This is a genomic window from Thermus islandicus DSM 21543, assembly GCF_000421625.1.
In the GTDB taxonomy this organism is placed as follows: Bacteria; Deinococcota; Deinococci; order Deinococcales; family Thermaceae; genus Thermus; species Thermus islandicus.
In genome coordinates this window covers 48,499-68,204 of sequence record NZ_ATXJ01000001.1, presented here as the reverse complement: position 1 = coordinate 68,204, position 19,706 = coordinate 48,499, and the positions used below count along the sequence as shown (strand labels likewise).

Below are 19,706 nucleotides of genomic sequence, written 5' to 3'. Positions count from 1 at the left end.
GCTTTGGCTAAGCAAGAAGGATGCGGCTTTTAGTGGTGGACTTTGACTACTTCTTCCCCGTCCCCCAGGACCCCGAGGACCCCCTGGTCCCCCTGTTCGCCTGGGCCCACTTTGAGACCCCCTACTACCTCCTCGAGGCCTGGGAGGAGCGGGCCCTGGCCTTCCTCCTCCGGGGCCTTCCCCTCCCAGGGGTCTTGGGGTGGGAGGGGTTTTGGGAGCGCTTCGCCTTCGCCCCGGGCGCCGTCCTCTACTACGCCGACTCCAACGCCCTGGCCTTCCACGAGGCGGTGCGCCAAGGGGTAGAGGAGGTGGTGCTTTTGGACGCCCACCACGACGCGGGGTACCGCCCCCTAGGGGAGGAGCCGGCCTGCGACGACTGGATGGCCTTCTACCACCGCCTGGGGGCCCGCCTCCGGGTCCTCTACCCCCCCTGGCGGGACCCCTCCCGGGAACCCGAGCCCCGGGTGCCCCTCCTGAGGGCCGTAGACCCCGGAGGCCCGGTGGAGGGGACCTTCCACCGGGCCTTCCTCTGCCGTTCGGGGGCCTTCGTCCCCCCCTGGAACGATGAGGCCTTCCTCGCCCTTCTGGAGGCCTCTCCCCTTCCCAAGGTGGCCCTGGAGCCCACCCCGAGGAGGGCTCTGGACCTCGAGGCCCTGAGGCGGCGGGCCCGGGAGGAGGCCTTCGGGCTTTGGATCCTGGAAGGCCTCAGGGGACGAGGACCAAGGCGCCCCTAGCCCGGCCCCGCCGCAAGGCCTCCAGGGCCCGCTCCGCCTCCTCCAGGGGAAGGGCCTCCACCTCCGCCCTCACCGGCACCTTGGGCGCGATCTCTAGGAAGGCTCGGGCGTCCTCCCGGGTAAGGTTGGCCACCGAGCGCAGGACCCGCTCCTCCCAGAGGAGGCGGTAGGGCATTTCGGGGATGGGGCTCATGTGGATCCCCGCCAGGACCGCCACCCCTCCGGGCTCCAGGTCGGAGAGGGCCTTGGGCACCAGGGCCCCCACGGGGGCGAAGAGGATGGCCCCCTCGAGGGGCTCTGGGGGAGGTTCCGTGGAGTCCCCCGCCCAGGCCGCCCCGAGCGCCAGGGCGAAGGCCTTGGCCGCCTCGTCCCCCGGGCGCACGAAGGCGTAGACCCTCTTGCCCTCGTGCCGGGCCACCTGGAGGAGGAGGTGGGCCGCGGCCCCAAAGCCGTAGAAGCCGAGGACCTCCCGGTCCCGCACCAGGCGGTAGGCCCGGTAGCCGATGAGCCCGGCGCAGAGCCACGGGGCCAGGCCCTCCGGAGGGGCCGCTTCGGGGAGGGGGTAGGCGTAGGCCGCCCGCACCACCGCGTACTCCGCGAAGCCCCCGTCCCGGTGGTACCCGGTGAAGACCGCTTCCCGGCACAGGTTTTCCTGGCCCCGCCGGCAGTACTTGCACCGGCCGCAGGCCCCCGAGAGCCACCCCACGCCGAGCCTCGCCCCCAGGGGGATCCCTTCCACCCCCTCTCCCAAGGCCGCCACCCGGCCCACGATCTGGTGGCCGAGGACGAGGGGCAGGCGGGGCGGGGGGAGCTCGCCGTCGGCGATGTGCTGGTCGGTGCGGCAGACCCCGCAGGCCTCCACCCGGAGGAGGACCTCCCCGGGCCCCGGGGTGGGGAGGGGGCGGTCCTCGAGGGCCAGGGGCCTGCCCACCTCCTTAAGGACCACGGCCCGCATGCCCCTATTTTCCCCGGGACCGCGTCCATCTTGATCCGGAACTCGGGCACGTAGAAGTCGTGGATGACGTCGTTAGCCCGGAGCAAAAGCCGGACGGGCACCCCTAGGGGAAGGCGGAGGGGCCCCCCACCACCACCACGTCGTCCCGGGCCGCAGGGTCCTTCGGGTCCAGGCCAAAGGGGTTAGCGGGGGAGACCCGGGCCGTGTCCGTGACGCCCAGCTTCCCGTCCGGACCGGGGTAGCGGTAGCTCCAAAGCCACTGCTGGCCCAGGACCCCGGTTCCCCGTGCTGGACAAGCCCCGGGGTTTCGCCTATAATCGCAAGGGCTTTGGGCCGTTAGCTCAGCTGGCAGAGCAACCGACTTTTAATCGGTAGGTCGCAGGTTCGAATCCTGCACGGCCCACCACGCCTAAAGCGCAATGCTTTATCCCCCGGTGGCGTAGCCGGGGGTGTTTCCCTCGAGCTCGTCCTAGGGCTTCCAGGGAGGGGGTTCGGGGCCTAGAGGCCCTCGGCTTTCCGCCCGGGAAGCCCAAGCCCTCGAGGCCCGAGGGCCCGAGCCGCTTCCCATCCCACTGGGCTAGGCTCTGCCCCACGATCTCCTAGGTCTTTTCCCACCTCGTCCGCCGCCGCAAACCCGGCCGGTGAAGCCCCCGTTGGAGGGCCTCGTAAGGCAGGCTGTCATCCTTGACCCTTTCCCCCGGGGCTTGTATAATCCGAGGAACAACGTGCATTTCTTTGCCTAAACCCAATCCCACGGCGAAGAAGGAGCCCAAAGATGACCTGGAAGGAAGCCTATCCGGATATTCCCCTCGGCCAGGACGCCTGCGGCATCATCGCCATGGCGGAGAAAAGCGGCAAGCCCTCTCACCGCATCGTGCGGCGTACCCTGGAAAGTCTCTACAGAATGGCCCACCGCGCGGGGGCCATCCGGGGGGAGGGGGACGGGACGGGAATCCAGACCGATATCCCCAGGGAGCTTTGGGCGGGCCTTTTGGAACGGGCGGGGCTGGACCCGGGCTTGGCCCAGAATCCCCGGTTCTTCGTAGGGCACTTTTTCCTCCCCAAGAAGGAGGGGGAGCGGCTAGGGCAATTTGAGGCGCTCTTCCGCCAGGAGGGGGGGCGGCTTTCGGTCCGCCCCCTCCTCTTCCGCCTGGGGGAGGTGAACTCTGAGGTCCTGGGGCCGGTGGGGCGGCGGACCGAGCCCCTCTTTGTCCAGGTGGCGGGCCTTTCCCCCGACGGGGACGCCCCGCTTTGGGAGCTTGGCCTAAGGCTCGAGGCCCAGTTCCCCGTGCACGTGGTCTCCCTATCCACCCACACCGTGGTCTACAAGGTGCGGGGCTCGGCCGAACTATTAAAGCGCTACTACCCCGAGCTTTCCCGCCCCGAGTTCAAGAGCGCCATGGCCATCGGCCATAACCGCTACTCCACCAACACCCTCTCCACCTTTGAGCAGGTCCAGCCCTTCGGCCTCCTCGGCCACAACGGCGAAATCAACACCATAGAGCGCCTGAGGCGGGAGATGGACTTCCTGGGCATCCCCCGCACCGGGGGCTCGGACTCCCAGGACCTCAACCGCATGCTGGAGGGGCTTCTCTACCGCTTCGGCCTCTCCCTGCCCGAGGCCATGGACCTGGTCTTTCCCCCCGTTTTGGGGGAGATCAAGGGCCTGCCGGAGGAGCTGCAGGACCTCTACCTGGCCCTGAGGCAGCGCTTTGGCCCCCTGGCCCAGGGCCCTGCGGCCATCGTGAGCCGCCACCAGGACGAGGCCGTCTTTGCCACTGACGCCATGGGGCTTAGGCCGCTTTGGCAGTTTGAGACCCCTTACGAGATCGTCTTCTCCTCGGAAAGGGGGGTCTTCAGCGCCGAGGAGTTCGTTTCCGAGCCCAAGCCCCTGGCCCCAGGGGAGAAGGTCTACCTGCGCCTGACGCCGGAAGGGGCCAAGGTGCTGCCCTTTGACCGGCACCAGCGCCTGGTGCTGGAGCGGGTGGCCGCCCGCACCCCGGTGGCCGGGTACCGGCTCCACCTCCAGGGCCCCCTGCGCTCTGCCCCTCCGCCCCTCGCCGGAGGCAGCGAGGCCCAGGTGGAGGAGAAGCCCGCCCCACCCCCTTTGGGCCTGGAGCGGGCCTACGGCTGGGACCGCTGGGACCAGGCCTACCTCGAGGCCCTGGCCAAGACGGGCAACGAGCCCATCGGCTCCCTGGGCTATGACGGCCCCCTGGCCGCCTTAAACCCGGAGAAGCCCAACCTCTCCGAGTTCTTCAAGGAGACGGTGGCCGTGGTGACCAACCCGGCCATAGACCGGGAGCGGGAGATAGAGCACTTCTCCACCCGCACCCTCCTGGGCAGAAGGCCCCTTCCCGACGGCCGGGACGGGGGAAGGGTGGAGGAGCTGCTCCTCCCCATCGTGCTGGAGGAGGACCAGGCCCTGGCCGAGGCCTTCGGCACCCTGACCCTCGCCGAGGTGCGGGCCCGCTTCAAGACGAAAACCCTCGTCCCCCAATTCGCCGTGGAGGAGGGGCTCCTTGCGGGGCTTAGGCGCCTGGAGGAGGAGGCGGTGCGGGCGGTGGAGGAGGGGGCCGAGGTCCTCCTCCTCTCCGACCGGGAGGCCTTCCAGGGGGGGATCTGGATTGACATCGGCCTGGCGGTGGCCGCGGTGAACCGCGCCCTCCTGCGGCGGGGCCCGGACGGGATAGCCCTGAGGCGGAAAACCTCCCTCCTGGTCCACTCCGGCGGGGTGCGGAACCTCCACGACCTGGCCTTCCTCCTAGGCCTCGGGGCGGAGGCCGTGGCCCCTTGGCTTCTGGAGGAGAAGGCCCGGGCCCTGGAGGGGAGGAAGGGGGTGGCGGGGGCCCTCGAGGCCCTGCGGAAGGGTCTGGAGAAGGTCATCTCCACCATGGGCATCCACGAGCTCCGGGGCTACGGGAGGATCTTCAGCGCCCTCGGCCTGAAGGCCGAACTCGCCGAATACTTCGGCACCCGCAACTTCCTGGGCTCGGAGGGGGTGGGCTACGGCTTCTTGGAGCTGGAGCGCACCCTTCTGGAGCGGGAGGGGTTCCTCCGCGCGGAGAAGGTCCTCCCCGCCAAGGACTTCCGCTTCAACCCCCGGATCTACAAGGCGGCGCAGGAGGTGGCCTCGGGCCAGGCCCCCTACGCCCACTTCCAGGAGAAGGTCCGCTCCCTGGAGCGGGAGAGCCCAGTGGCCGCCAGGCAGCTCTTGGAGGTGCGCTTCCCCGAGAGGAGCGGGGTGGCCCCCGAGGAGGTGGACCTCTCCGTGGGCGGCCACTCCCTCCCCTTCGTCATCAGCGCCATGAGCTTTGGCTCCCAAGGGGAGGCCTCCTTTAGGGCCTACGCCGAGGCGGCCAGGCGGCTCAACATGCTCTGCATCAACGGCGAGGGCGGGGAGATCCCGGACATGCTGGGCAAGTACACCCACTGGCGGGGGCAGCAGGTGGCCTCGGGCCGCTTCGGGGTCCACGCCTACATGCTGAACTCGGCGAGCGTCATTGAGATCAAGATCGGCCAGGGGGCGAAGCCCGGGGAGGGGGGACACCTTCCCGGCAAGAAGGTCTCCCCCAAGGTGGCGGCCGCGAGGAACGCCGTGCCGGGGGTGGACCTCATCAGCCCCTCCAACAACCACGACCTCTACTCCATTGAGGACCTGGCCCAGCTCATAGAGGAGCTGAAGACGGTAAACCCCAAGGCCCTGGTCTCGGTGAAGGTGCCCGTGATCCCCGGCATCGGCACCATCGCCGTGGGCATCGCCAAGGCCGGGGCCGACGTCATCACCCTCTCCGGCTTTGAGGGAGGGACGGGGGCGGCGCGGCTCCACGCCCTGAAGTACGCCGGCCTCCCCGTGGAGCTCGGGGTGCGCCGGGCCCACCGGGCCCTGGTGCGGGCGGGGCTTCGCGACAAGGTGGAGATCTGGGCCGACGGCGGCCTCAAGACCGCCTACGACGTCCTCCGGATGGTCCTCCTCGGGGCCGACCGGGTGGGCATGGCCACCATGGCCATGGTGGCCATCGGCTGCACCATCTGCCGCGGCTGCCAGCTGGACACCTGCCACGTGGGCATCACCACCCAGATCCAGACGGTGGAGGAGGCCCTGGCCCACGGGCTGAAGCGCTTCGTGCCCCAGGACCTGGAGCGGGCGGTGGAGCAGCTCGTCCGCTTCTTTGAGGCCAAGGGGGAGGCGCTTAGGGAGCTGGTGGCCGCCCTTGGGGTCCGCTCCTTAAGGGAGCTAAGGGGCCGCTCGGACCTCCTCTACCAGCGGGACCACCTCGAGGCGCTGGACCTGAGCTACCTCTTCCTCCCCGTGGAGGAGCCCGACTGGCTCAAGGACACCTCGGCCCACGTGTTGCGGAAGCCCCTAAACCAGCTCACCCGCACCATCACCGAGGTGGTGATGGCCGCCTACGCAGAGGGGAGCCGCCGCCTCCTCTTCCAAGAGGGCCCCGTGGGCTCGTCGGACCGGGCCCTGGGGGCCCACCTCTCCGGGGAGATCGCCCGGAGGCGCCTCTACGGCAAGGGCTTTGACGCCGAGGTGGAGCTCCGCTTTGACGGGGGGAGCGTGGCCGGAAATGGCCTGGCCGCCTTCAACGTGGAGGGGGTGAAGGTGGTGGTGGAGGGCGGGGCCCAAGACGGGGTGGCCAAGGGGGCCTTTGGGGGGCTGGTGGCCGTCCTCAAGGGGAAGAACCCCTACGGAACCTATGTGGACGGCTCCGTGGGCAAGAGCTTCGCCTACGGGGCCATCGGGGGCCTTCTCATCGTGGAGGGGATGGCGGACAGCCGCTTCTGCATCCGCCTCTCCGGGGCAGATGTGATCCTGGGCGGCGAACCCGAGCGCCCCTTGCGGGACGACCTCGGCAACCTGGCCGCCCGGGCCCAGGCCAAGGGCTTCGCCTTTGAGTACATGACCCGGGGGCGGGCCCTGGTCCTGGGGGATCCCGGGCCCTGGATCTGCTCGGGGATGACGGGGGGACGGGTCTACCTGCGCCACTGGCCGGAGATGGGCCTCACCGAGGAGGCTCTGAAGCGGCGCCTGGCCAAGGGGGCTAAGGTGGCGGTGAAGCCCCTGGACGCCCGTGGGGTGGAGGACGTGCGCGAGCTTCTTTCCGCCTACCTCCGGGTGCTCCGCGAGGCCAGGCGGGAGGAGAAGGCGAGGCGGCTGGAAGCCCTCCTCCACGACCCCCAGGTCCACTTCCGCCTGGTGGAGCCGGTGAACCAGCAGGTGGAGCAAGGGGTGAGCACGGAGTAGCCGGCGGGGCTTGCGGGCCTCTAGACCCTTAGGAGGCAACGGGGTAGAGTGCTTCCGTGGACCCCGGGGAGCTTCTCGCCCTTCTTCAGCGCCGCACGGGCTTCACCGAGGCCCACGCCGCTCTCCTCAAGGGCCTCGGCCAGGTCATGACCCCCATCGCCCCCGAGGTGGCCCTGGCCTTCTACGACTACCTGGGCCGGGACGAGGAGCTTGCTGGGATCCTCTACGCCGTCCCGGGGCGGGTGGAGCGGCTTTACCGCACCTTCGCCCAGTGGTACAGCGAGCTCTTCTCCGGGGTCTACGACCGGCCCTACGCCGAAAGGAGGCGGCGGGTGGGGCTGGTGCACGCCCGGCTCGGCGTCGGCCCCCGGGCCATGATCCCCGCCATGGGCATCGTCCAGGAGCTTTCCCTGGAGCACCTGCGCCTCGTCCTCAGGGGCCCCGAGGTTTATAGCGCCGTGGAGGCCTTTGAGAAGATCATCGCCATAGAAATCGCCCTGGTAGAGGAGAGCTACCTCGAGGCCCTCTCCCTGGGCCTCGCCCTGGGCTACCGGGACCTGGGGGAGGCCTTAAGGGAGGGGGCCTCGGCCCTACTCTCCCGGGCCTAGGGCTCCTTGGCCAGGTCGTTGAAGCGCACGTGCTGGGCGTGGAACTGGAGCTCCACGGTGCCCGTGGGCCCGTTCCTTTGCTTCCCCACGATGATCTCGGCGATGCCCGCCTTCTCCGAGTGGGGGTTGTAGTATTCGTCCCGGTAGATGAACATCACCAGATCCGCGTCCTGCTCAATGGATCCCGACTCCCTTAGGTCCGAGAGCATGGGGCGTTTGTTGGGCCTCGCCTCCACGGCCCGGGAGAGCTGGCTCAGGGCGATCACGGGGACGCCCAGCTCCCGGGCCAGGGCCTTCAGGCCCCGGGAGATGGCGGCGATCTCCTGCTGCCGGTTTTCGCCGTTTTTGCCGCTCCCGGGCCCCGACATGAGCTGAAGATAGTCTATAATAATGAGGCCCACGCGGTACTGGCTTCTCAGGCGCCGCGCCCGGGCCCTGAGCTCCATGAGGGTGAGGTCGGGGGTATCGTCAATGTAGATGGGGGCCTCGGAGAGGCGGCCCGCCACGTCCACGAGCCGGGAAAAGTCGCGGTCGGAGAGCTGCCCAAGCCGCACCCGGTTCATGTCTATGCGGGCCTCGGAGCACATCAGGCGTAAGGTCAGCTGGGCGGCCGGCATCTCCAGGGAGTAGATCCCCACCCCCACCCCTTCCTTCAGGGCGGCGTGCTGGGCGATGGTGAGGGCGAAGGCGGTCTTGCCCATGGCGGGGCGGGCGGCGATGATGTTGAGGGATCCCGGAGCCAGGGTCCCGATGAGTCCGTCCAGCTCCTTGAACCCCGTGCGCACCCCGGCCACCTCCCCCTTGTTCTGGAAGAGGGCCTCGATGTGCTCAAAGGTTTCGTGGACCAGCTCCCGCATAGGGCGGGCCTCGGTGTCCGGCTGGGTGAGGGCCACCTCGAGGATCCTCTTCCCCGCCTGGTCCAGGATCTCGTCCAGGCTGCCCGCCTCCTCGTAGGCCAGGCGCATGGCCTCCCCTGCGGCCTGGATGAGCCGCCTCAGCGTCCACTTTTCCGCCACGATGCGGGCGTAGTGCTCGGCGTAGGCCGCGGTGGGGGTGGCCTCGGAGAGCTGGACCAGGTAGCTCACCCCGCCCACCCCCTCAAGCTCCCCCCGGCGGGAGAGCTCCTCGGAGAGCGTCACCAGGTCCACGGGGCTTCCCTTGGCCCTTAGGGCCTGCATGGCGGCATAGATCCTGCGGTGGGCCTCCAGGTAGAAGGCTTCGGGGGAGGGGAGGAAGCTTTCCAGTTCGTCCATGACATCGGAATCCAGGAGAATGGACCCGAGGACGCTTTGCTCCGCCTCGAGGCTGTGGGGGGGAATACGGCCTTCCATAAGCCTTACCAGGCTAAGCCCGCCTCCCCCTTTTCCGCCAGGGGGCTATCCCTGAAGGAAGCATTGCCCTTCTTCTCAAGGGGGTCTGCTAGGGTGAGGGTGTGCGCGGCCTCTGGCTTCTCCTCCTTTTCCTCGCCGCCTGCCGGGCCCAGAGCCTTCCCGAGCCCTTTGCCGCCTTGGAGAGGGGGGACACGGCCTCCCTCCGCCAGGTGGCCCTGGGAGGAGGGGGGTATGCCAGCCTCCTCGCCGGCTGGGCCCTCGTGGGACGGGCCGAGGTGCCCCTGGCGGAGCAGGCCGAATACGCCTGGCGCTACGCCCTCTTCCTGGAGGAGGTGCGGGCCTTTGAACCGGGTTGGGAGGCGGAGGCGGCCTGGCGGGTGGCCGCTCCCCTTTTGGAGGCGGCGAAGGATCCCCGGGCCTTCTCCGCCTGGACGAGGCTTCTTCCCGCGGAGGAGGCCGCTATAGCCCTCCTCCGCCTGGGGGAGGGGGAAGGGCTCTACCAGGCCCTCTTCCGGGGCCGGGCCTACGAGGCTTTTCTCCGGGTCCTCCCCGAGGGCAAAAGGCCCGACCTCCGCGCCCAGGCCCTTTACCGCCTGGGCCGCTACGAGGAAGCCCTCCCCCACTACCGGGCTTGGGCCCGGGAGGACCCGAGGGGCTACCTCGGCCTGGGGTACGCCCTCTGGCGCCTGGGGAGAAGGGAGGAGGCCCTAGAGGCCTTTGCCCGCTCCCCTTACCCCGAGGCGCGCTACGCGGAGGGCCTTCTGCTGGAGGAGATGGGCCGCCTCGAGGAGGCCCTTCTCCGCTACCGGGAGGGCCCCCCGGAGGGGCTTTGGCGGGCTACGGGGCTTCTGGAGCGCCTGGGGCGGAAGGCCGAGGCCCTTCCCCTCTACCTCGCCCTGGCCCGGGGCAAAAGCCCCTACGCCGACGACGCCGCCCTCCGCGCCTACCTCCTCGCGGGAGAGCTCGGCAACAAGGAGGCGCGGCAGGAGGCCTACGCCCGCCTCGAGGGGGGCCTGGGCCTCCTCGTGGGCAAGGCGCCGGACCCGCCGCCCAAGGCCAAGGAGGCCCCGCCGCCCGAGGTCCTTCCCCTGGTGGAGGCCCTGGCCCGGGCGGGAAAGGGGGCCTGGGCCCGGGGGGAGGTGCGCTACGCCCTCTGGCGGAGGCCCGAGGACTGGCCCGCCCTCGTCCCCCTCCTCTACCGCCTGGGGGCCTACCGGGAGGGGATCCGGGCCGCCTGGCCCACGGACCTCGCCTATCCCCGGCCCTACCGGGCGTGGGTGGAGGCCTACGCAAGGCAGGAGGGCCTGGACCCTGACCTCCTCTTTGCCCTCCTCCACGTGGAAAGCCGCTTTGACCCAAGGGCGGTGAGCCCCACGGGGGCCCTGGGCCTTGCCCAGTTCCTGAGCAGCACCTGGGCGGACGTGGCGAGAATGCTGGGGGAAGCCCCCGCCGACCCCTTGGACCCTGAGCGCGCCATCCGCTACGCCGCCCGCTACCTCGCCTGGCTCCTGGAGCGGTGCGGGGCCTTCGCGGGCATGGAGCGGGTGGCCTGCGCCCTCACCGCCTACAACGGCGGGATCGGCTACACCCTAAGGGGCGTGGCCCGGGAGGGGAGCCTCCTCGCCTTTCTCCGCTTCCAGGAGCGGGACGAGCCCCGGGAGTACCTCGCCCAGGTGCTCTCCGCTTACGCCGCCTACAAGGCTATTCCTTCGCCCCCTTGAGGCCCCGTTCCGTCCAGGCGATGAGGGGCTTCAAGGCAAAGGGGGCGAAGAGGGTGGTGAAGACCACCATGAAGAGGACGATGGCGTACTCCTCCTCGTTCACCGCGCCCGCCGCCAGGCCCAAGGCGGCCACGATGAGCCCCACCTCCCCCCGGGGGGCCATGCCCACCCCCACGGTGAAGGCGCTCCGCACCCCCTGGGTGAGGGCCCCCAGGAACCCCCCGAGGACCTTCCCCAGGATGGCGATGAGGGTGACCACGCTCCCCGCCACCCACACGGCGGGGCTTAGGAGGGCGGAAAGCTCCAGCCTCACCCCCACCATGGCGAAGAAGATGGGGGCGAGGAAGCCCTCGATGGCGAAGACGGGCTCCTCGAGGCGGTACTTCTCCCGGACCTCCGAAAGGAGCATCCCCCCAAGGAAGGCCCCCACGATGGGGGCAAGCCCGATGGCGGCCGCCAGGGCCGCCATGCCCACGCCCAAGGCCAGGGCGAAGCCCAGGGGGCTTCCCACGGGAAGCCTTTCTAGGGGCAGGCGGGCCATGAGGGGGGAAAGGAGGACCGCCAGGCCCACGAAGACGATGGAGAGGAGGATGAGCCCGAGGATCGCCCCCGCCTCCACTTGGCCGGTCTTCGCCACCCCGTTCACCACGGCTAGGACGATCAGGCCCAGCACGTCGTCAATCACCGCCGCCCCCAGGATGATGCGGGCGTAGGGGCGGGAGAGGACCCCGAGCTCCTGGAGGACCCTGGCGGTGATGCCCACGCTGGTGGCCACCAGGGAGGTGCCCAGGAAGAGGGCGGGGAGAGTTTGGAAGCCGAGCTCTAGGCCGTAGAGGTACCCCCCCACGAAGGGGAAGGCCACGCCCAAGACCGCCACCAAAAAGGCCTCCTTGCCCACGGCCAGGATGTCCTTAAGCCGGGTTTCCAGCCCCACCATGAAGAGGAGAAAGATGGCCCCTAGTTCCGCCAAAAACTCCAGCACCTCTCCCTCGTGCACCAGGCCCAAAAGGGCGGGCCCCACCAGGATGCCCGAAAGCACCTCCCCGATGACCACGGGTTGGCGGAAACGCTGGAAGAGGTAGGCCAGCACCTGGGCCGCAAGGAGGAGGTAAAACACCTCCAAAATGTGTCCGGCCCCGTGCATCAGCCCCTCCTGAGGATGAGCTTCAGGATGTCGCTCCGGGTGAGGATGCCCACCACCCTCTCCTCCCCATCCACCACGGGGAGATGGCGGATTTCGCCGGTGAGGAGGATCTCTAGAGCCTTCCCCAAAGGATCCTCCGGGTGGACCCGGGGGATATCGGTGCGCATGGCCGCCCTCACGGGCGTCTTCTGGTAGCGGCGGTAGATCTCCTCCAGGACGTTCTTGTCCACCCACTCCCCGAAGAGCTGCAGGGCCTCCACGTCGGAGAAGGGAATGTTCTCCGGCCTCGGGAGGAGGTCCTCCGCCCGGAGAAGCCCCACAAGGCGCCCCCCCTCCACCACGGGAAAGCTACCAAAGCGGGTCTCCAGGATCTTCCGGGCGGCCTCCTCGAGGGTGGCCTCCGGGCGTAGGACCACCGGGTCCGGGGTCATGAGGTCCTGGACCTTCATGGGCTCCAGTCTACCAGCGCCGCCACCTAGGGGCGAAGCGGCGGGCGAAGAGGACCCCGAAGAGGAACCCCCCCAGGTGGGCCCACCAGGCCACGCCCGGAAGGCCCAAAACCCCCTGGAGGAGCTGGAGGAAGGCCCAGTACCCCAGGTAGAACCCCGCGGGGAAGGTGACGAAAAAGGGGAAGATGAGGAAGACCACCGAGACCACATAGGCCCGGGGGAAGAGGACGTAGTAGGCGCCCAAGACGGCGGAGACCGCCCCGCTTGCCCCGATCATGGGGGCGAAGGAGCCGGGCATGAAGAGCCCCTGGGCCAGGGCCGCCGCCACGCCCCCAAGGAGGTAGAAGAGGAGGAAGCGCCCGGGGCCCATGCGGTCCTCCACGTTGTCCCCGAAGACCCAGAGGAACCACATGTTGGAAAGAAGGTGAAACAATCCCCCATGGAGGAACATGCTGGTGAGGAGGCGGTGGGCCTGCCCCACGGGGTCCTGAAAGAACAGGGCGGGGACGAAGCCCAAGGCCTGGACCACGGCCTCGGGGCCCGCGGCAAGCTCCCAGAGGAAGGCCAAGGCGTTGGCCAGGACCAGGCCCCTTACGACCAGGGGGGGGCGGCGGGTGCGGTTGAGGTCGTAAAGGGGGAACACCTAGTGCCTCCCCGGTCCCTGGCGGTAGGGGAGGGGCACGTACTGCACGCTGGGCCTCTGGCCTTGGGCTTGAGGGTAGAGGTCCATGAGCTCGTAGACCTCGAGGGGCATCTCGGTGGAGACCTTGAGCCCCATGGCCCGGGCCTGCTCCACGTCTATGGGGTAGTCGTGGGTCCAGGTGCCCTGGGAAAGCAGGGTGGCCACCTCCTCCGCCCTTTCCTCGGGCATGTGCTTCCGGAGGAGATTCTTCACCGTGGCCTTGACCTGCCTTAGCGCCTTCTCGGCCACGTCCGCCAGGATCAGGGTCTGGTCGTCTATCTCGGAGAGAGGCTTCTTCTCCAGGACCTTGAGGAGGCTCGCCGCCGGGAACTGGCCGAGCTGGGGGTCCACCGGCCCCAAGACGGCGTTTTCGTCCATGACGATCTCGTCTGCGGCCAGGGCGATGAGGGTGCCCCCGGACATGGCGTAGTGGGGGACGAAGACCGTGACCTTGGCGGGGTGGCGGAGGAGGGCCTCGGCGATCTGCTCCGCGGCCAGGACAAGGCCTCCTGGGGTGTGAAGGATGAGGTCAATGGGCACGTTCTTGTCGGTGAGGCGGATGGCCCTCAGGACCTGCTCCGAGTCGTCAATGTTGATGAAGCGGCTGATGGGGATGCCCAGGAGGCTCACCGCCTCCTGGCGGTGGATGAGGGTGATGACCCGGCTTTGCCGCCTTCTTTCCAGTTCCGCGATCTTCCGGGCCCTGGCCCCCAGGAGCATCTGCTGCTGGAGGTAGGGGGAAAGCGCGGAAAGGATGAAGAAGAGCCAGAAGAGCTGAAAGAAGATCTCCATACCTGTCCTCCGAAAACCAGGATACACGCCCGCTGCCCCTTGCCTACAGCCTACCGGGGTTTAGCGGCGGCGCGGCCTTGGCCCCGGGGAGCTTCGCCGAGGAGGAGGCGCCCCAGCTCCGGGGCAAACCGAATGGCGAGGGCGCCCAGGGGGACGGAAACCAGCACCGAGAGCACCGCCACCTGGGCCACCAGGGGGTAACCCTGGGCCAGGGCGAGGGAACCCAGGACCAGGTTGAACTCTCCCCGGGGAAGGAGGTATAGGGCGGCGTAGAGCCGCCGTTTCCGGCCAAGCCCGGCCCGCCCCCCGCCCAAATGGTCCAGGGGGAGCTTGAGGAGAAGGCCCAGGAGGGCCAGGGCCACCCCCAGGGGGGAGAGGTTGCCCAGGACCTCCAGGGACTCTGCCCCCACCACCAGGAAGAAGAGGGCCACCCCCAGGTCCCGCACCGGCCCAAAGAGGCGCTCCAGCCGCTCTCTCAAGCCCAAGGAGGCGGCGATGACCCCGGAGAGGAAGGCGCCAAGCCCCTCCGAGGTGCCCGCCGCCTGGAAGAGGAGGGCGGTTCCGGCGGTGAAGGCCGCGCCCATGAGGAGGACCAGCTCGTCAGAGATCCCCTCCACGAAGCGCACCAGAGGGGGGCCCAGGTAGCGGGCGAAGGCGAAGTAGGCCAGGGCCAGGATCCCCCCGGCCAGAATCCCCCCGGGGCCCTGGCCGCCGAGGAGGGCGAGGAGAAGGGCAACCCCCAGGTCCTCCAGCACCGAGACCCCCAGCACCACCTCGCTTTCAGGATTGGCGGCCCGGCGGAGGTCCACGATGAGCTTGGCGATGACGGCGCTGGAGCTCACGTAGGTTACCCCGGCCAGAAGGGCGGCGCCCCGGGCGTCTAGGCCCGCGAGGAGGCCCAGGAGGAACCCCAGGGGCAGGGCCAAGGCGTCGTAGAAGCCGGCCCGAAGGGCCTTGGCCGAAAGCTCCCGAAGGCGGTCCGGGCCGAACTCCAGGCCCACGGAGAAGAGGAGGAGCAAAAGCCCCAAGGAGGGGAGGGGCTCCAGCGCCTCCACCGGAAGCCGATCCCCCACCAGGAGGCCCGTGAGCAGGTAGACGGGCAGGGGCGGGAAGCCGAAGCGGTGCACGAGGGCCGCCCCCAGGGCCAAAAGCCCCGCGGCCAGGGCGAAGGCCTCCACGGAGGGGTGCATCACAGGCTCCGCTTCAGGGCCTCCACCGCCTCCCGGCTTCCCGCCACCACCAGGGTGTCCCCCACCTCGAGGACCGTCTCCGGGGAGGGATGCGGCATAAGGGGGGCCCCGGGACGGTCCACGGCCAGGAGATGGGCCCCCGGGGGCAGGTGGAGGTCTCCCACCCGCTTGCCCGCGAGCTTGGAACCGGGCAGGACCTTGATCCACTCAATGACCTTCTGGCCCAGCTTGCTCTGGGTGTCCCCCACCGCCTCGGGATGGAAGAGGACGCCCGCCAGGATGGCCCCGATCTCCCGGGCCTCCTCGTCGGTGAGGTCCAAAGCGGCGCTGGGCTCGTCCTCACTATCCGCCTCAAAGTACTGCAGCTCCCGCCTGCCCGAGCTGTGGACCACGATGACCAGGCGGTCTCCGCTTTGCACCGTGATGGTGAACTTGCGCCCCACGCCGGGCAGAACCACCTCTTCCACCTTCATCCTTGCCTCCTCGGGGGGAACTGCACCGCCAGGGTGCGCCCGGCCGCCAGGGCCAGGATGCCCAGGGTCCAGAAGAAGAGGTCCAGGCCCGAGAGCTTCTCGGCGAAGAGGTTGAGGAGGAGCTCCCGGAGGGCCAGGGCCACCCCGATCTCCAGAAGCACCTCGAGGCGCACCCGCTCCAGATCAAAGTACTCCACGAATACCCGGACCAGCTCCAGGACGATGACCAGGCTCAGGGCGTTGCTGACCAGTTCCTTTAGCCCCAGGCGCACCGTGGGCTCGGAGAGGGTAAGGCCCAGATCCAAGATGGTGCGCCCTGTGGCCACGAAGAGGCCCACCAGAAGGGCCACCACCACCAGGTTGAAGACCAGGCGGAGGGCCCTCCGGTAGAGGCCGAGCAGGAGGTCCTGGACCATCCTAAAGGAGGAGGTTGAAGATCCTTTCGGCCCGCTGGTGGTGCTCGGCCTGCGGGTTCTTGAGGCCGGGCTCCAGCTCCTTGAGCACCCGGGCGTAGGCCACCACCAAGGCGCCGGCCAGGTCGGGGAGGAGGCGCCGCACGTCCTCGGAGACCTCGAGGTCCAAGGGGGGCAGGCCAGCCAGGGCGTCCAGCACGGGCTTTAACTCCAGGGCCACGTCCATCTCGCGGAACGCCCGAAGGATCTCCTGCAGGCCCTTGGTGAGGGGGAGATCGGGCTCCAAGACGAGGTCCCGGCCGTTGTACTTGGCGTTCCGCTCCGCCGCCACCAGGAGGTCGTGGAGCTTGTCGCGGAGGAAGTCGGACAGGCGCTTGAGGTCGTCCTTGTCCACGTCCAGGCCGGCGGCCAGGCGGAAGAGCCTCTCAAACTCGGCGATTTTCATCAGCATAGCTTCACCTCCATCCCACCCCTCTTATATTATTCATATCAAGAAGGTTTCGTGGAGAGAAGAAGCCCCCGCCCGCGGGCGGGGGCCGGGGCCTAGGCTCCCTGGAGGTTGCGGAGCTCCTCGAGCCCGGGGCCCCGCCCCCACCTGCCGCCAGACCTCCTGGAGCATGGCGTGGAGGAGGGAGAGGGCCTCCTTCTCCGGTCCCTCGGGGAGCCGCTAGGAAGCGCTGGGCAAGCTCGGCGAAGCGCATACCCCCTCCTGTGTCTCCTGCTTGGTCCAGGCCTCCCGGCCTGGCCGGGAGGGCCTCACTCCTTCCAGCGGCCTCTTAAGAGCTTCTCCGTCTCCTCCTTGTGCCGCGTTTCCTCGGAGATGATCTCCTGCAGGTCGTTGGCCAGGCCGTAGTCCCCGAAGGCCTCGGCCTCCTTCATCCGCTTCACGTAGCGGGCCACCGTCTCCGTCTCCGCCTTCAGGATGGCCTCCAGCATCGCCCGAGCGTCCTCGGCCTCGGGGACGGGGGCGGGGACGGTGGTGGGCTTGCCCCCCAGGGCGGCGATCTTGTCGGAGAGGAGCTGGGCGTGGCGGAGCTCGTCCTGGATCTCGGCCAGGAAGAACTCCTTGAGCTCCTGGCGGTGGATGCCGGAGACCACCGCCGCGTAGGTGGTGTACTGGATGATGGCCTGGTACTCGTGGGCCAGGTCCTCGTTCAACCCCTGGATGAGCTTTTCCTTTTCCATGGTTCACCTCGCCTTACCCTACTCTGCGCCCATCCCCCCTAAAGACCCAGGCTTTCTCGCGGGACGGGCCTAGCGCACGTTCCCCGCCTCCAGCTTCCTGGCCTTTAGGTCCAGGAGGCTGTACTCCCCCTGGGAGAGGTCCCCGGGCACCACCACCCAGCTCGCCCCGAGCTTCTCGTGGCGCTGCCCCTTGCCCGCCACCACCACCAGGAGAGGGTTGTGGGTCTTGATCAGGTGGGCCACCTCGTGGGAGCCGCCCTCCCCCAGGCCCTTGTGGTAGGGGGCCGTGTGGAAGAGGAAGATCTTCGGGTAGTCCTTGAGGTCCCAGAGGGCCTTCAGGTGGTACTCGGCCACCCAGGCGGGGTAGCGCAGGGCCTCGTGCTCCTCGGGCTCCCCCTCGTCGGCGATCTCCCCGCCCACGCCCGCCACCAGGTAGGGGCCCCTCCAGAAGGTGAAGGTCTCGTGGACGTTCCGCATCTCGGGGCGCACGAGCTCCACGTTGGCCGCCTCCCTTAGGTACTCCCAGATGGGGGCGTCCTCGGGGCCGGGAACGTAGGCGGTGGGCAGGTGGGCCTCGGAGAGGATCCGGAAGAAGGCGGCGTAGTCCCGGCTCCCCGCCGTCTTGGGCATCAGGTTGCCCACGAGGGCGATGGCGTCCGCCCCGGTGTCCGGGGCCAGCTTGACGAGCTTCTCCAGGGCCTCGAGGTCGCCCATGGGGTTGGACGTGGCCAGGATGTAGCGGACCGTCCTGCGCATACCGCACCCCCTTTAGCCTTCCACCTGCACCTGGATCCGCTTGGGCCTCGTGGCCTCCGCCTTGGGCACCGTGAGGTGCAAAACCCCGTGGCGGAACCGGGCCTCCACCTTGGAGAGGTCGTAGGTGCTGGGGATGTTGAAGCTCCGGGCGAAGGTGCCGTAGGGGCCCTCGAGGCGGTGGTAGGCCACCCCCTCCTTCTTTTCAAAGGGCCTCTCCGCCTTCACCGCAAGGACCCCCTCCTCCGCCACCACCTCCACCTTTTCCGGCTCCACCCCGGGAAGGTAGACGAGCACGTGGAGCCCGGCCTCGTCCTCCAGGATGTCCACCGGGGGCGCGAAGACCCTGGGCCCCTGCTGGGGGGTGCCCAACGCCCGCGCCAAACGCTCCTGAAGCTCCTCCAGCTCCTTAAAGGGGTCAAACCGCATCATGCCCATCACCTCCTACCACCTCAAGAGCGCGGCCATGCCCCCGCGCTCAAGAAGCCTCCTTTCGGCCTCGCCGCGCACGAACTCCAGCTTGGCCGCGTAGCCCGAGGCGAGCTCGGGCAGGACCACGGCCAAGGGCTTCGCCTCCGGCGCTTCGCAAGAACCGAGGGCCTGGGCTTCGTCGGCCAGGTAAAGGCCTTCGCAGGCGTAGACCCTCTGGTCCAGGTGCCAGGGCAGCACCCAGAGCTCCACCCGCCCCTCCTGCACGCGGGCGAGGGCTTCTGGCCCGAACACCGCCTTGGGGTACGCCTCCTCCAGCCTTTCCAAAAGGCGCACCTCTTCCCGGCGCTCCACCTCTTCCAAGACGGGCTCCAGCCGCTTTAGGACCTCGCCCGGGGTAGCTCCGGGGTGGGGCAGGGAGGGAAGCTCCGCCGCCACCCTTTCCTTCAGGCGCCGCGGCAGGTAGCCCAGGAAGAGCTTGGTGTGCTCCTCCGGGCCCATGAGGATCAGGCGGGTAAAGCCCCTTTCCTCCCAGAGCCTTTCCAGCTCGTGGGCCAGGGTCTTGTAGAAGCGCTCCTCCCAGGCGGCGAGGCGCTTGGCGAAGAGGTCCTGGCCTGCCCCGCCCCGGGAGATCCCGCCTAAGTGGAAGCGGCGGCCCGGGGCGTCCAGGGAGAGGCGGCGCCAGGCCTCCGTATCCAGGGCCAGGAAGGCGTCCCGTACCTCCTCCACCTCCCCCAGGAAGAGTTCAAACACGCGCCACTTCTCCTGGTCCACGTAGACCACCCCGTAGCGCTCGTACTCGTCCAGGGCGTAGATCAGGGGGAGGAGGAAGGGCTCGCCGTAGTGGGCGAGGGCCCCGTCGGTGAGGAGGCGGCTTTCCTTTTCGTCCAGAAAGGCCGTCTTCACCCCGCTCACCAGGGGAAGCTCCACCCCTAGGGGAAGGAGCTCCAGGCGCTTGCCGTCGGCGAAGAGGGCCAGGGTTTTGGCCTCCACCACCTCGTGCCGCAAGAGCGCCAACACCCTCTCCGCCAGGTCCTCGGGCACCTTTAGGGCCTTCATGGCGTCCTTGGCCCGGAGGGCGTAGGCCCGGCCGGCGTTTTCCGGTTTGGCCGGGTTCACGTCCAAATAGAGGGAGAGGGTGGGAAGGGCGAGGGTCTTCAGGGTTTCCTTGAGGCGAAGGACCTCCCCTTTGCCGATCATAGGCTACCTCCGATCAGGGCCACTGCCTGGCGAACGGCCTCTTGGTTGAGCCTTTCCTCCTGTCCGAGCCGGGTGAAGAGGGCCTCCAGCTCGGGGTCTAAGAAGGTGCTCTCCAGGTAGTAGGCCCGGTCCAGCCCCTCCTCGGAGAGGAGGCGGAGCATGGCCTCCCACCCCTCTTCCTCCGCCTTGGGGGCTGGGGGGAGGGGGGCCTTGAGGCGGCGGAGGGCCTCGGCGATGGCCTCGGCGTGGGCCCGCTCCCGCGCCGCCACCTCCAGGAGGAGGGCCCGGACGTGGGGGTAAGGCACCCCTTGGGCGGCCCTTTCCGCCCTGAGGGCGTCCAAGAGCTCGTCCTGGTAGGCCTTGCGTAGAACCTCCACCACCTGCATACCCCCC

Annotated in this window: 19 protein-coding genes, 1 tRNA gene and 1 pseudogene; 5 read left to right on the top strand and 16 right to left on the bottom strand. The window is 69.1% G+C overall.

Annotation, left to right across the window (positions count from 1 at the left end; translation table 11 throughout):
• Positions 1-20 precede the first annotated feature (20 nt).
• Entirely contained in the window at positions 21-734 is a 714-nt protein-coding gene (locus H531_RS0100360) for a hypothetical protein (protein WP_022797383.1), read from the top strand.
• On the opposite strand, the gene H531_RS0100355 is transcribed toward H531_RS0100360, so the two are convergent.
• On the bottom strand, positions 706-1,689 hold the full coding sequence (locus H531_RS0100355; RefSeq protein ID WP_022797382.1) for a zinc-binding alcohol dehydrogenase family protein: 984 nt from the start codon (positions 1,687-1,689) through the stop codon (positions 706-708). The two genes, H531_RS0100360 and H531_RS0100355, sit on opposite strands and share 29 nt — an antisense overlap.
• Before the next feature lie 56 nt (positions 1,690-1,745).
• A pseudogene (locus tag H531_RS14635) lies at positions 1,746-1,790 on the bottom strand (hypothetical protein); the annotation flags it as partial.
• Positions 1,791-2,019: 229 nt separating this feature from the next.
• Here H531_RS14635 and H531_RS0100350 point away from each other — a divergent pair.
• From H531_RS0100350 to H531_RS0100340, 3 genes are all read left to right on the top strand, one after another.
• Positions 2,020-2,095, top strand: a tRNA-Lys gene (locus H531_RS0100350).
• A 369-nt stretch (positions 2,096-2,464) separates the two neighbouring features.
• A complete protein-coding gene (locus tag H531_RS0100345) occupies positions 2,465-6,943 on the top strand; it encodes a glutamate synthase-related protein (protein ID WP_022797381.1) in 4,479 nt (1,492 codons plus the stop codon).
• 56 nt (positions 6,944-6,999) lie between these two features.
• On the top strand, positions 7,000-7,551 hold the full coding sequence (locus H531_RS0100340; protein ID WP_022797380.1) for a protoglobin domain-containing protein: 552 nt from the start codon (positions 7,000-7,002) through the stop codon (positions 7,549-7,551).
• Here the strand turns inward: H531_RS0100340 and dnaB are convergent.
• A complete protein-coding gene (gene dnaB / locus H531_RS0100335) occupies positions 7,548-8,882 on the bottom strand; it encodes a replicative DNA helicase (RefSeq protein WP_022797379.1) in 1,335 nt (444 codons plus the stop codon). The two genes, H531_RS0100340 and dnaB, sit on opposite strands and share 4 nt — an antisense overlap.
• A 101-nt stretch (positions 8,883-8,983) precedes the next feature.
• Between dnaB and H531_RS0100330 the strand changes: the two genes are divergently transcribed.
• Positions 8,984-10,603, top strand: a complete 1,620-nt coding sequence (locus tag H531_RS0100330) for a transglycosylase SLT domain-containing protein (RefSeq protein ID WP_022797378.1) — start codon at positions 8,984-8,986, stop codon at positions 10,601-10,603.
• On the opposite strand, the gene H531_RS0100325 is transcribed toward H531_RS0100330, so the two are convergent.
• The 13 genes from H531_RS0100325 to H531_RS0100265 all read right to left on the bottom strand — a co-directional run bounded on the left by H531_RS0100325 (position 10,584) and on the right by H531_RS0100265 (position 19,699).
• Entirely contained in the window at positions 10,584-11,747 is a 1,164-nt protein-coding gene (locus tag H531_RS0100325; RefSeq protein ID WP_022797377.1) for a cation:proton antiporter, read from the bottom strand. The genes H531_RS0100330 and H531_RS0100325 overlap by 20 nt on opposite strands.
• On the bottom strand, positions 11,747-12,196 hold the full coding sequence (locus H531_RS0100320; protein ID WP_022797376.1) for a CBS domain-containing protein: 450 nt from the start codon (positions 12,194-12,196) through the stop codon (positions 11,747-11,749). The genes H531_RS0100325 and H531_RS0100320 overlap by 1 nt, the downstream gene beginning before the upstream one ends.
• Positions 12,197-12,206: 10 nt before the next feature.
• Positions 12,207-12,839: a rhomboid family intramembrane serine protease gene (locus H531_RS0100315; RefSeq protein WP_022797375.1), complete on the bottom strand. Its 633-nt coding sequence runs from the start codon at positions 12,837-12,839 to the stop codon at positions 12,207-12,209.
• Complete coding sequence (locus tag H531_RS0100310; protein WP_022797374.1) at positions 12,840-13,670, bottom strand: SDH family Clp fold serine proteinase; 831 nt, start codon at positions 13,668-13,670, stop codon at positions 12,840-12,842.
• Between the two features lie 50 nt (positions 13,671-13,720).
• Positions 13,721-14,860 carry a cation:proton antiporter gene (locus H531_RS0100305; RefSeq protein ID WP_022797373.1) on the bottom strand — a complete coding sequence of 380 codons (1,140 nt, stop codon included), beginning with the start codon at positions 14,858-14,860 and terminating at the stop codon, positions 13,721-13,723.
• Positions 14,860-15,333, bottom strand: a complete 474-nt coding sequence (locus H531_RS0100300) for a cation:proton antiporter regulatory subunit (protein ID WP_022797372.1) — start codon at positions 15,331-15,333, stop codon at positions 14,860-14,862. Before H531_RS0100300 ends, H531_RS0100305 begins: the two co-directional genes overlap by 1 nt.
• Positions 15,330-15,749 carry a phosphate-starvation-inducible PsiE family protein gene (locus H531_RS0100295; RefSeq protein ID WP_022797371.1) on the bottom strand — a complete coding sequence of 140 codons (420 nt, stop codon included), beginning with the start codon at positions 15,747-15,749 and terminating at the stop codon, positions 15,330-15,332. Before H531_RS0100295 ends, H531_RS0100300 begins: the two co-directional genes overlap by 4 nt.
• A gap of 1 nt (position 15,750) precedes the next feature.
• Positions 15,751-16,197 (bottom strand): DUF1931 family protein, encoded by a 447-nt coding sequence (locus H531_RS0100290; RefSeq protein WP_022797370.1) that lies wholly within the window; start codon positions 16,195-16,197, stop codon positions 15,751-15,753.
• 305 nt (positions 16,198-16,502) lie between these two features.
• Positions 16,503-16,931, bottom strand: a complete 429-nt coding sequence (locus H531_RS0100285; RefSeq protein WP_022797369.1) for a ferritin-like domain-containing protein — start codon at positions 16,929-16,931, stop codon at positions 16,503-16,505.
• 69 nt (positions 16,932-17,000) lie between these two features.
• Entirely contained in the window at positions 17,001-17,687 is a 687-nt protein-coding gene (locus H531_RS0100280) for a metallophosphoesterase family protein (RefSeq protein WP_022797368.1), read from the bottom strand.
• 12 nt (positions 17,688-17,699) lie between these two features.
• Complete coding sequence (locus H531_RS0100275; protein ID WP_022797367.1) at positions 17,700-18,116, bottom strand: Hsp20/alpha crystallin family protein; 417 nt, start codon at positions 18,114-18,116, stop codon at positions 17,700-17,702.
• A gap of 12 nt (positions 18,117-18,128) precedes the next feature.
• A complete protein-coding gene (locus H531_RS0100270) occupies positions 18,129-19,313 on the bottom strand; it encodes a VLRF1 family aeRF1-type release factor (RefSeq protein WP_022797366.1) in 1,185 nt (394 codons plus the stop codon).
• Positions 19,310-19,699 carry a ferritin family protein gene (locus tag H531_RS0100265; RefSeq protein WP_022797365.1) on the bottom strand — a complete coding sequence of 130 codons (390 nt, stop codon included), beginning with the start codon at positions 19,697-19,699 and terminating at the stop codon, positions 19,310-19,312. The genes H531_RS0100270 and H531_RS0100265 overlap by 4 nt, the downstream gene beginning before the upstream one ends.
• Between the last annotated feature and the right edge of the window lie 7 nt (positions 19,700-19,706).

Excerpts from the sequence above, each read along its gene's own strand:
- H531_RS0100360 (WP_022797383.1), top strand. The coding sequence starts at position 21 with ATGCGGCTTTTAGTGGTGGACTTTGACTACTTCTTCCCCGTCCCCCAG.
- H531_RS0100355 (WP_022797382.1), bottom strand. The coding sequence starts at position 1,689 with ATGCGGGCCGTGGTCCTTAAGGAGGTGGGCAGGCCCCTGGCCCTCGAG.
- H531_RS0100345 (WP_022797381.1), top strand. The coding sequence starts at position 2,465 with ATGACCTGGAAGGAAGCCTATCCGGATATTCCCCTCGGCCAGGACGCC.
- dnaB (WP_022797379.1), bottom strand. The coding sequence starts at position 8,882 with ATGGAAGGCCGTATTCCCCCCCACAGCCTCGAGGCGGAGCAAAGCGTC.
- H531_RS0100325 (WP_022797377.1), bottom strand. The coding sequence starts at position 11,747 with ATGCACGGGGCCGGACACATTTTGGAGGTGTTTTACCTCCTCCTTGCG.
- H531_RS0100320 (WP_022797376.1), bottom strand. The coding sequence starts at position 12,196 with ATGAAGGTCCAGGACCTCATGACCCCGGACCCGGTGGTCCTACGCCCG.
- H531_RS0100310 (WP_022797374.1), bottom strand. The coding sequence starts at position 13,670 with ATGGAGATCTTCTTTCAGCTCTTCTGGCTCTTCTTCATCCTTTCCGCG.
- H531_RS0100305 (WP_022797373.1), bottom strand. The coding sequence starts at position 14,860 with ATGCACCCCTCCGTGGAGGCCTTCGCCCTGGCCGCGGGGCTTTTGGCC.
- H531_RS0100300 (WP_022797372.1), bottom strand. The coding sequence starts at position 15,333 with ATGAAGGTGGAAGAGGTGGTTCTGCCCGGCGTGGGGCGCAAGTTCACC.
- H531_RS0100295 (WP_022797371.1), bottom strand. The coding sequence starts at position 15,749 with ATGGTCCAGGACCTCCTGCTCGGCCTCTACCGGAGGGCCCTCCGCCTG.
- H531_RS0100290 (WP_022797370.1), bottom strand. The coding sequence starts at position 16,197 with ATGCTGATGAAAATCGCCGAGTTTGAGAGGCTCTTCCGCCTGGCCGCC.
- H531_RS0100285 (WP_022797369.1), bottom strand. The coding sequence starts at position 16,931 with ATGGAAAAGGAAAAGCTCATCCAGGGGTTGAACGAGGACCTGGCCCAC.
- H531_RS0100280 (WP_022797368.1), bottom strand. The coding sequence starts at position 17,687 with ATGCGCAGGACGGTCCGCTACATCCTGGCCACGTCCAACCCCATGGGC.
- H531_RS0100275 (WP_022797367.1), bottom strand. The coding sequence starts at position 18,116 with ATGATGCGGTTTGACCCCTTTAAGGAGCTGGAGGAGCTTCAGGAGCGT.
- H531_RS0100270 (WP_022797366.1), bottom strand. The coding sequence starts at position 19,313 with ATGATCGGCAAAGGGGAGGTCCTTCGCCTCAAGGAAACCCTGAAGACC.
- H531_RS0100265 (WP_022797365.1), bottom strand. The coding sequence starts at position 19,699 with ATGCAGGTGGTGGAGGTTCTACGCAAGGCCTACCAGGACGAGCTCTTG.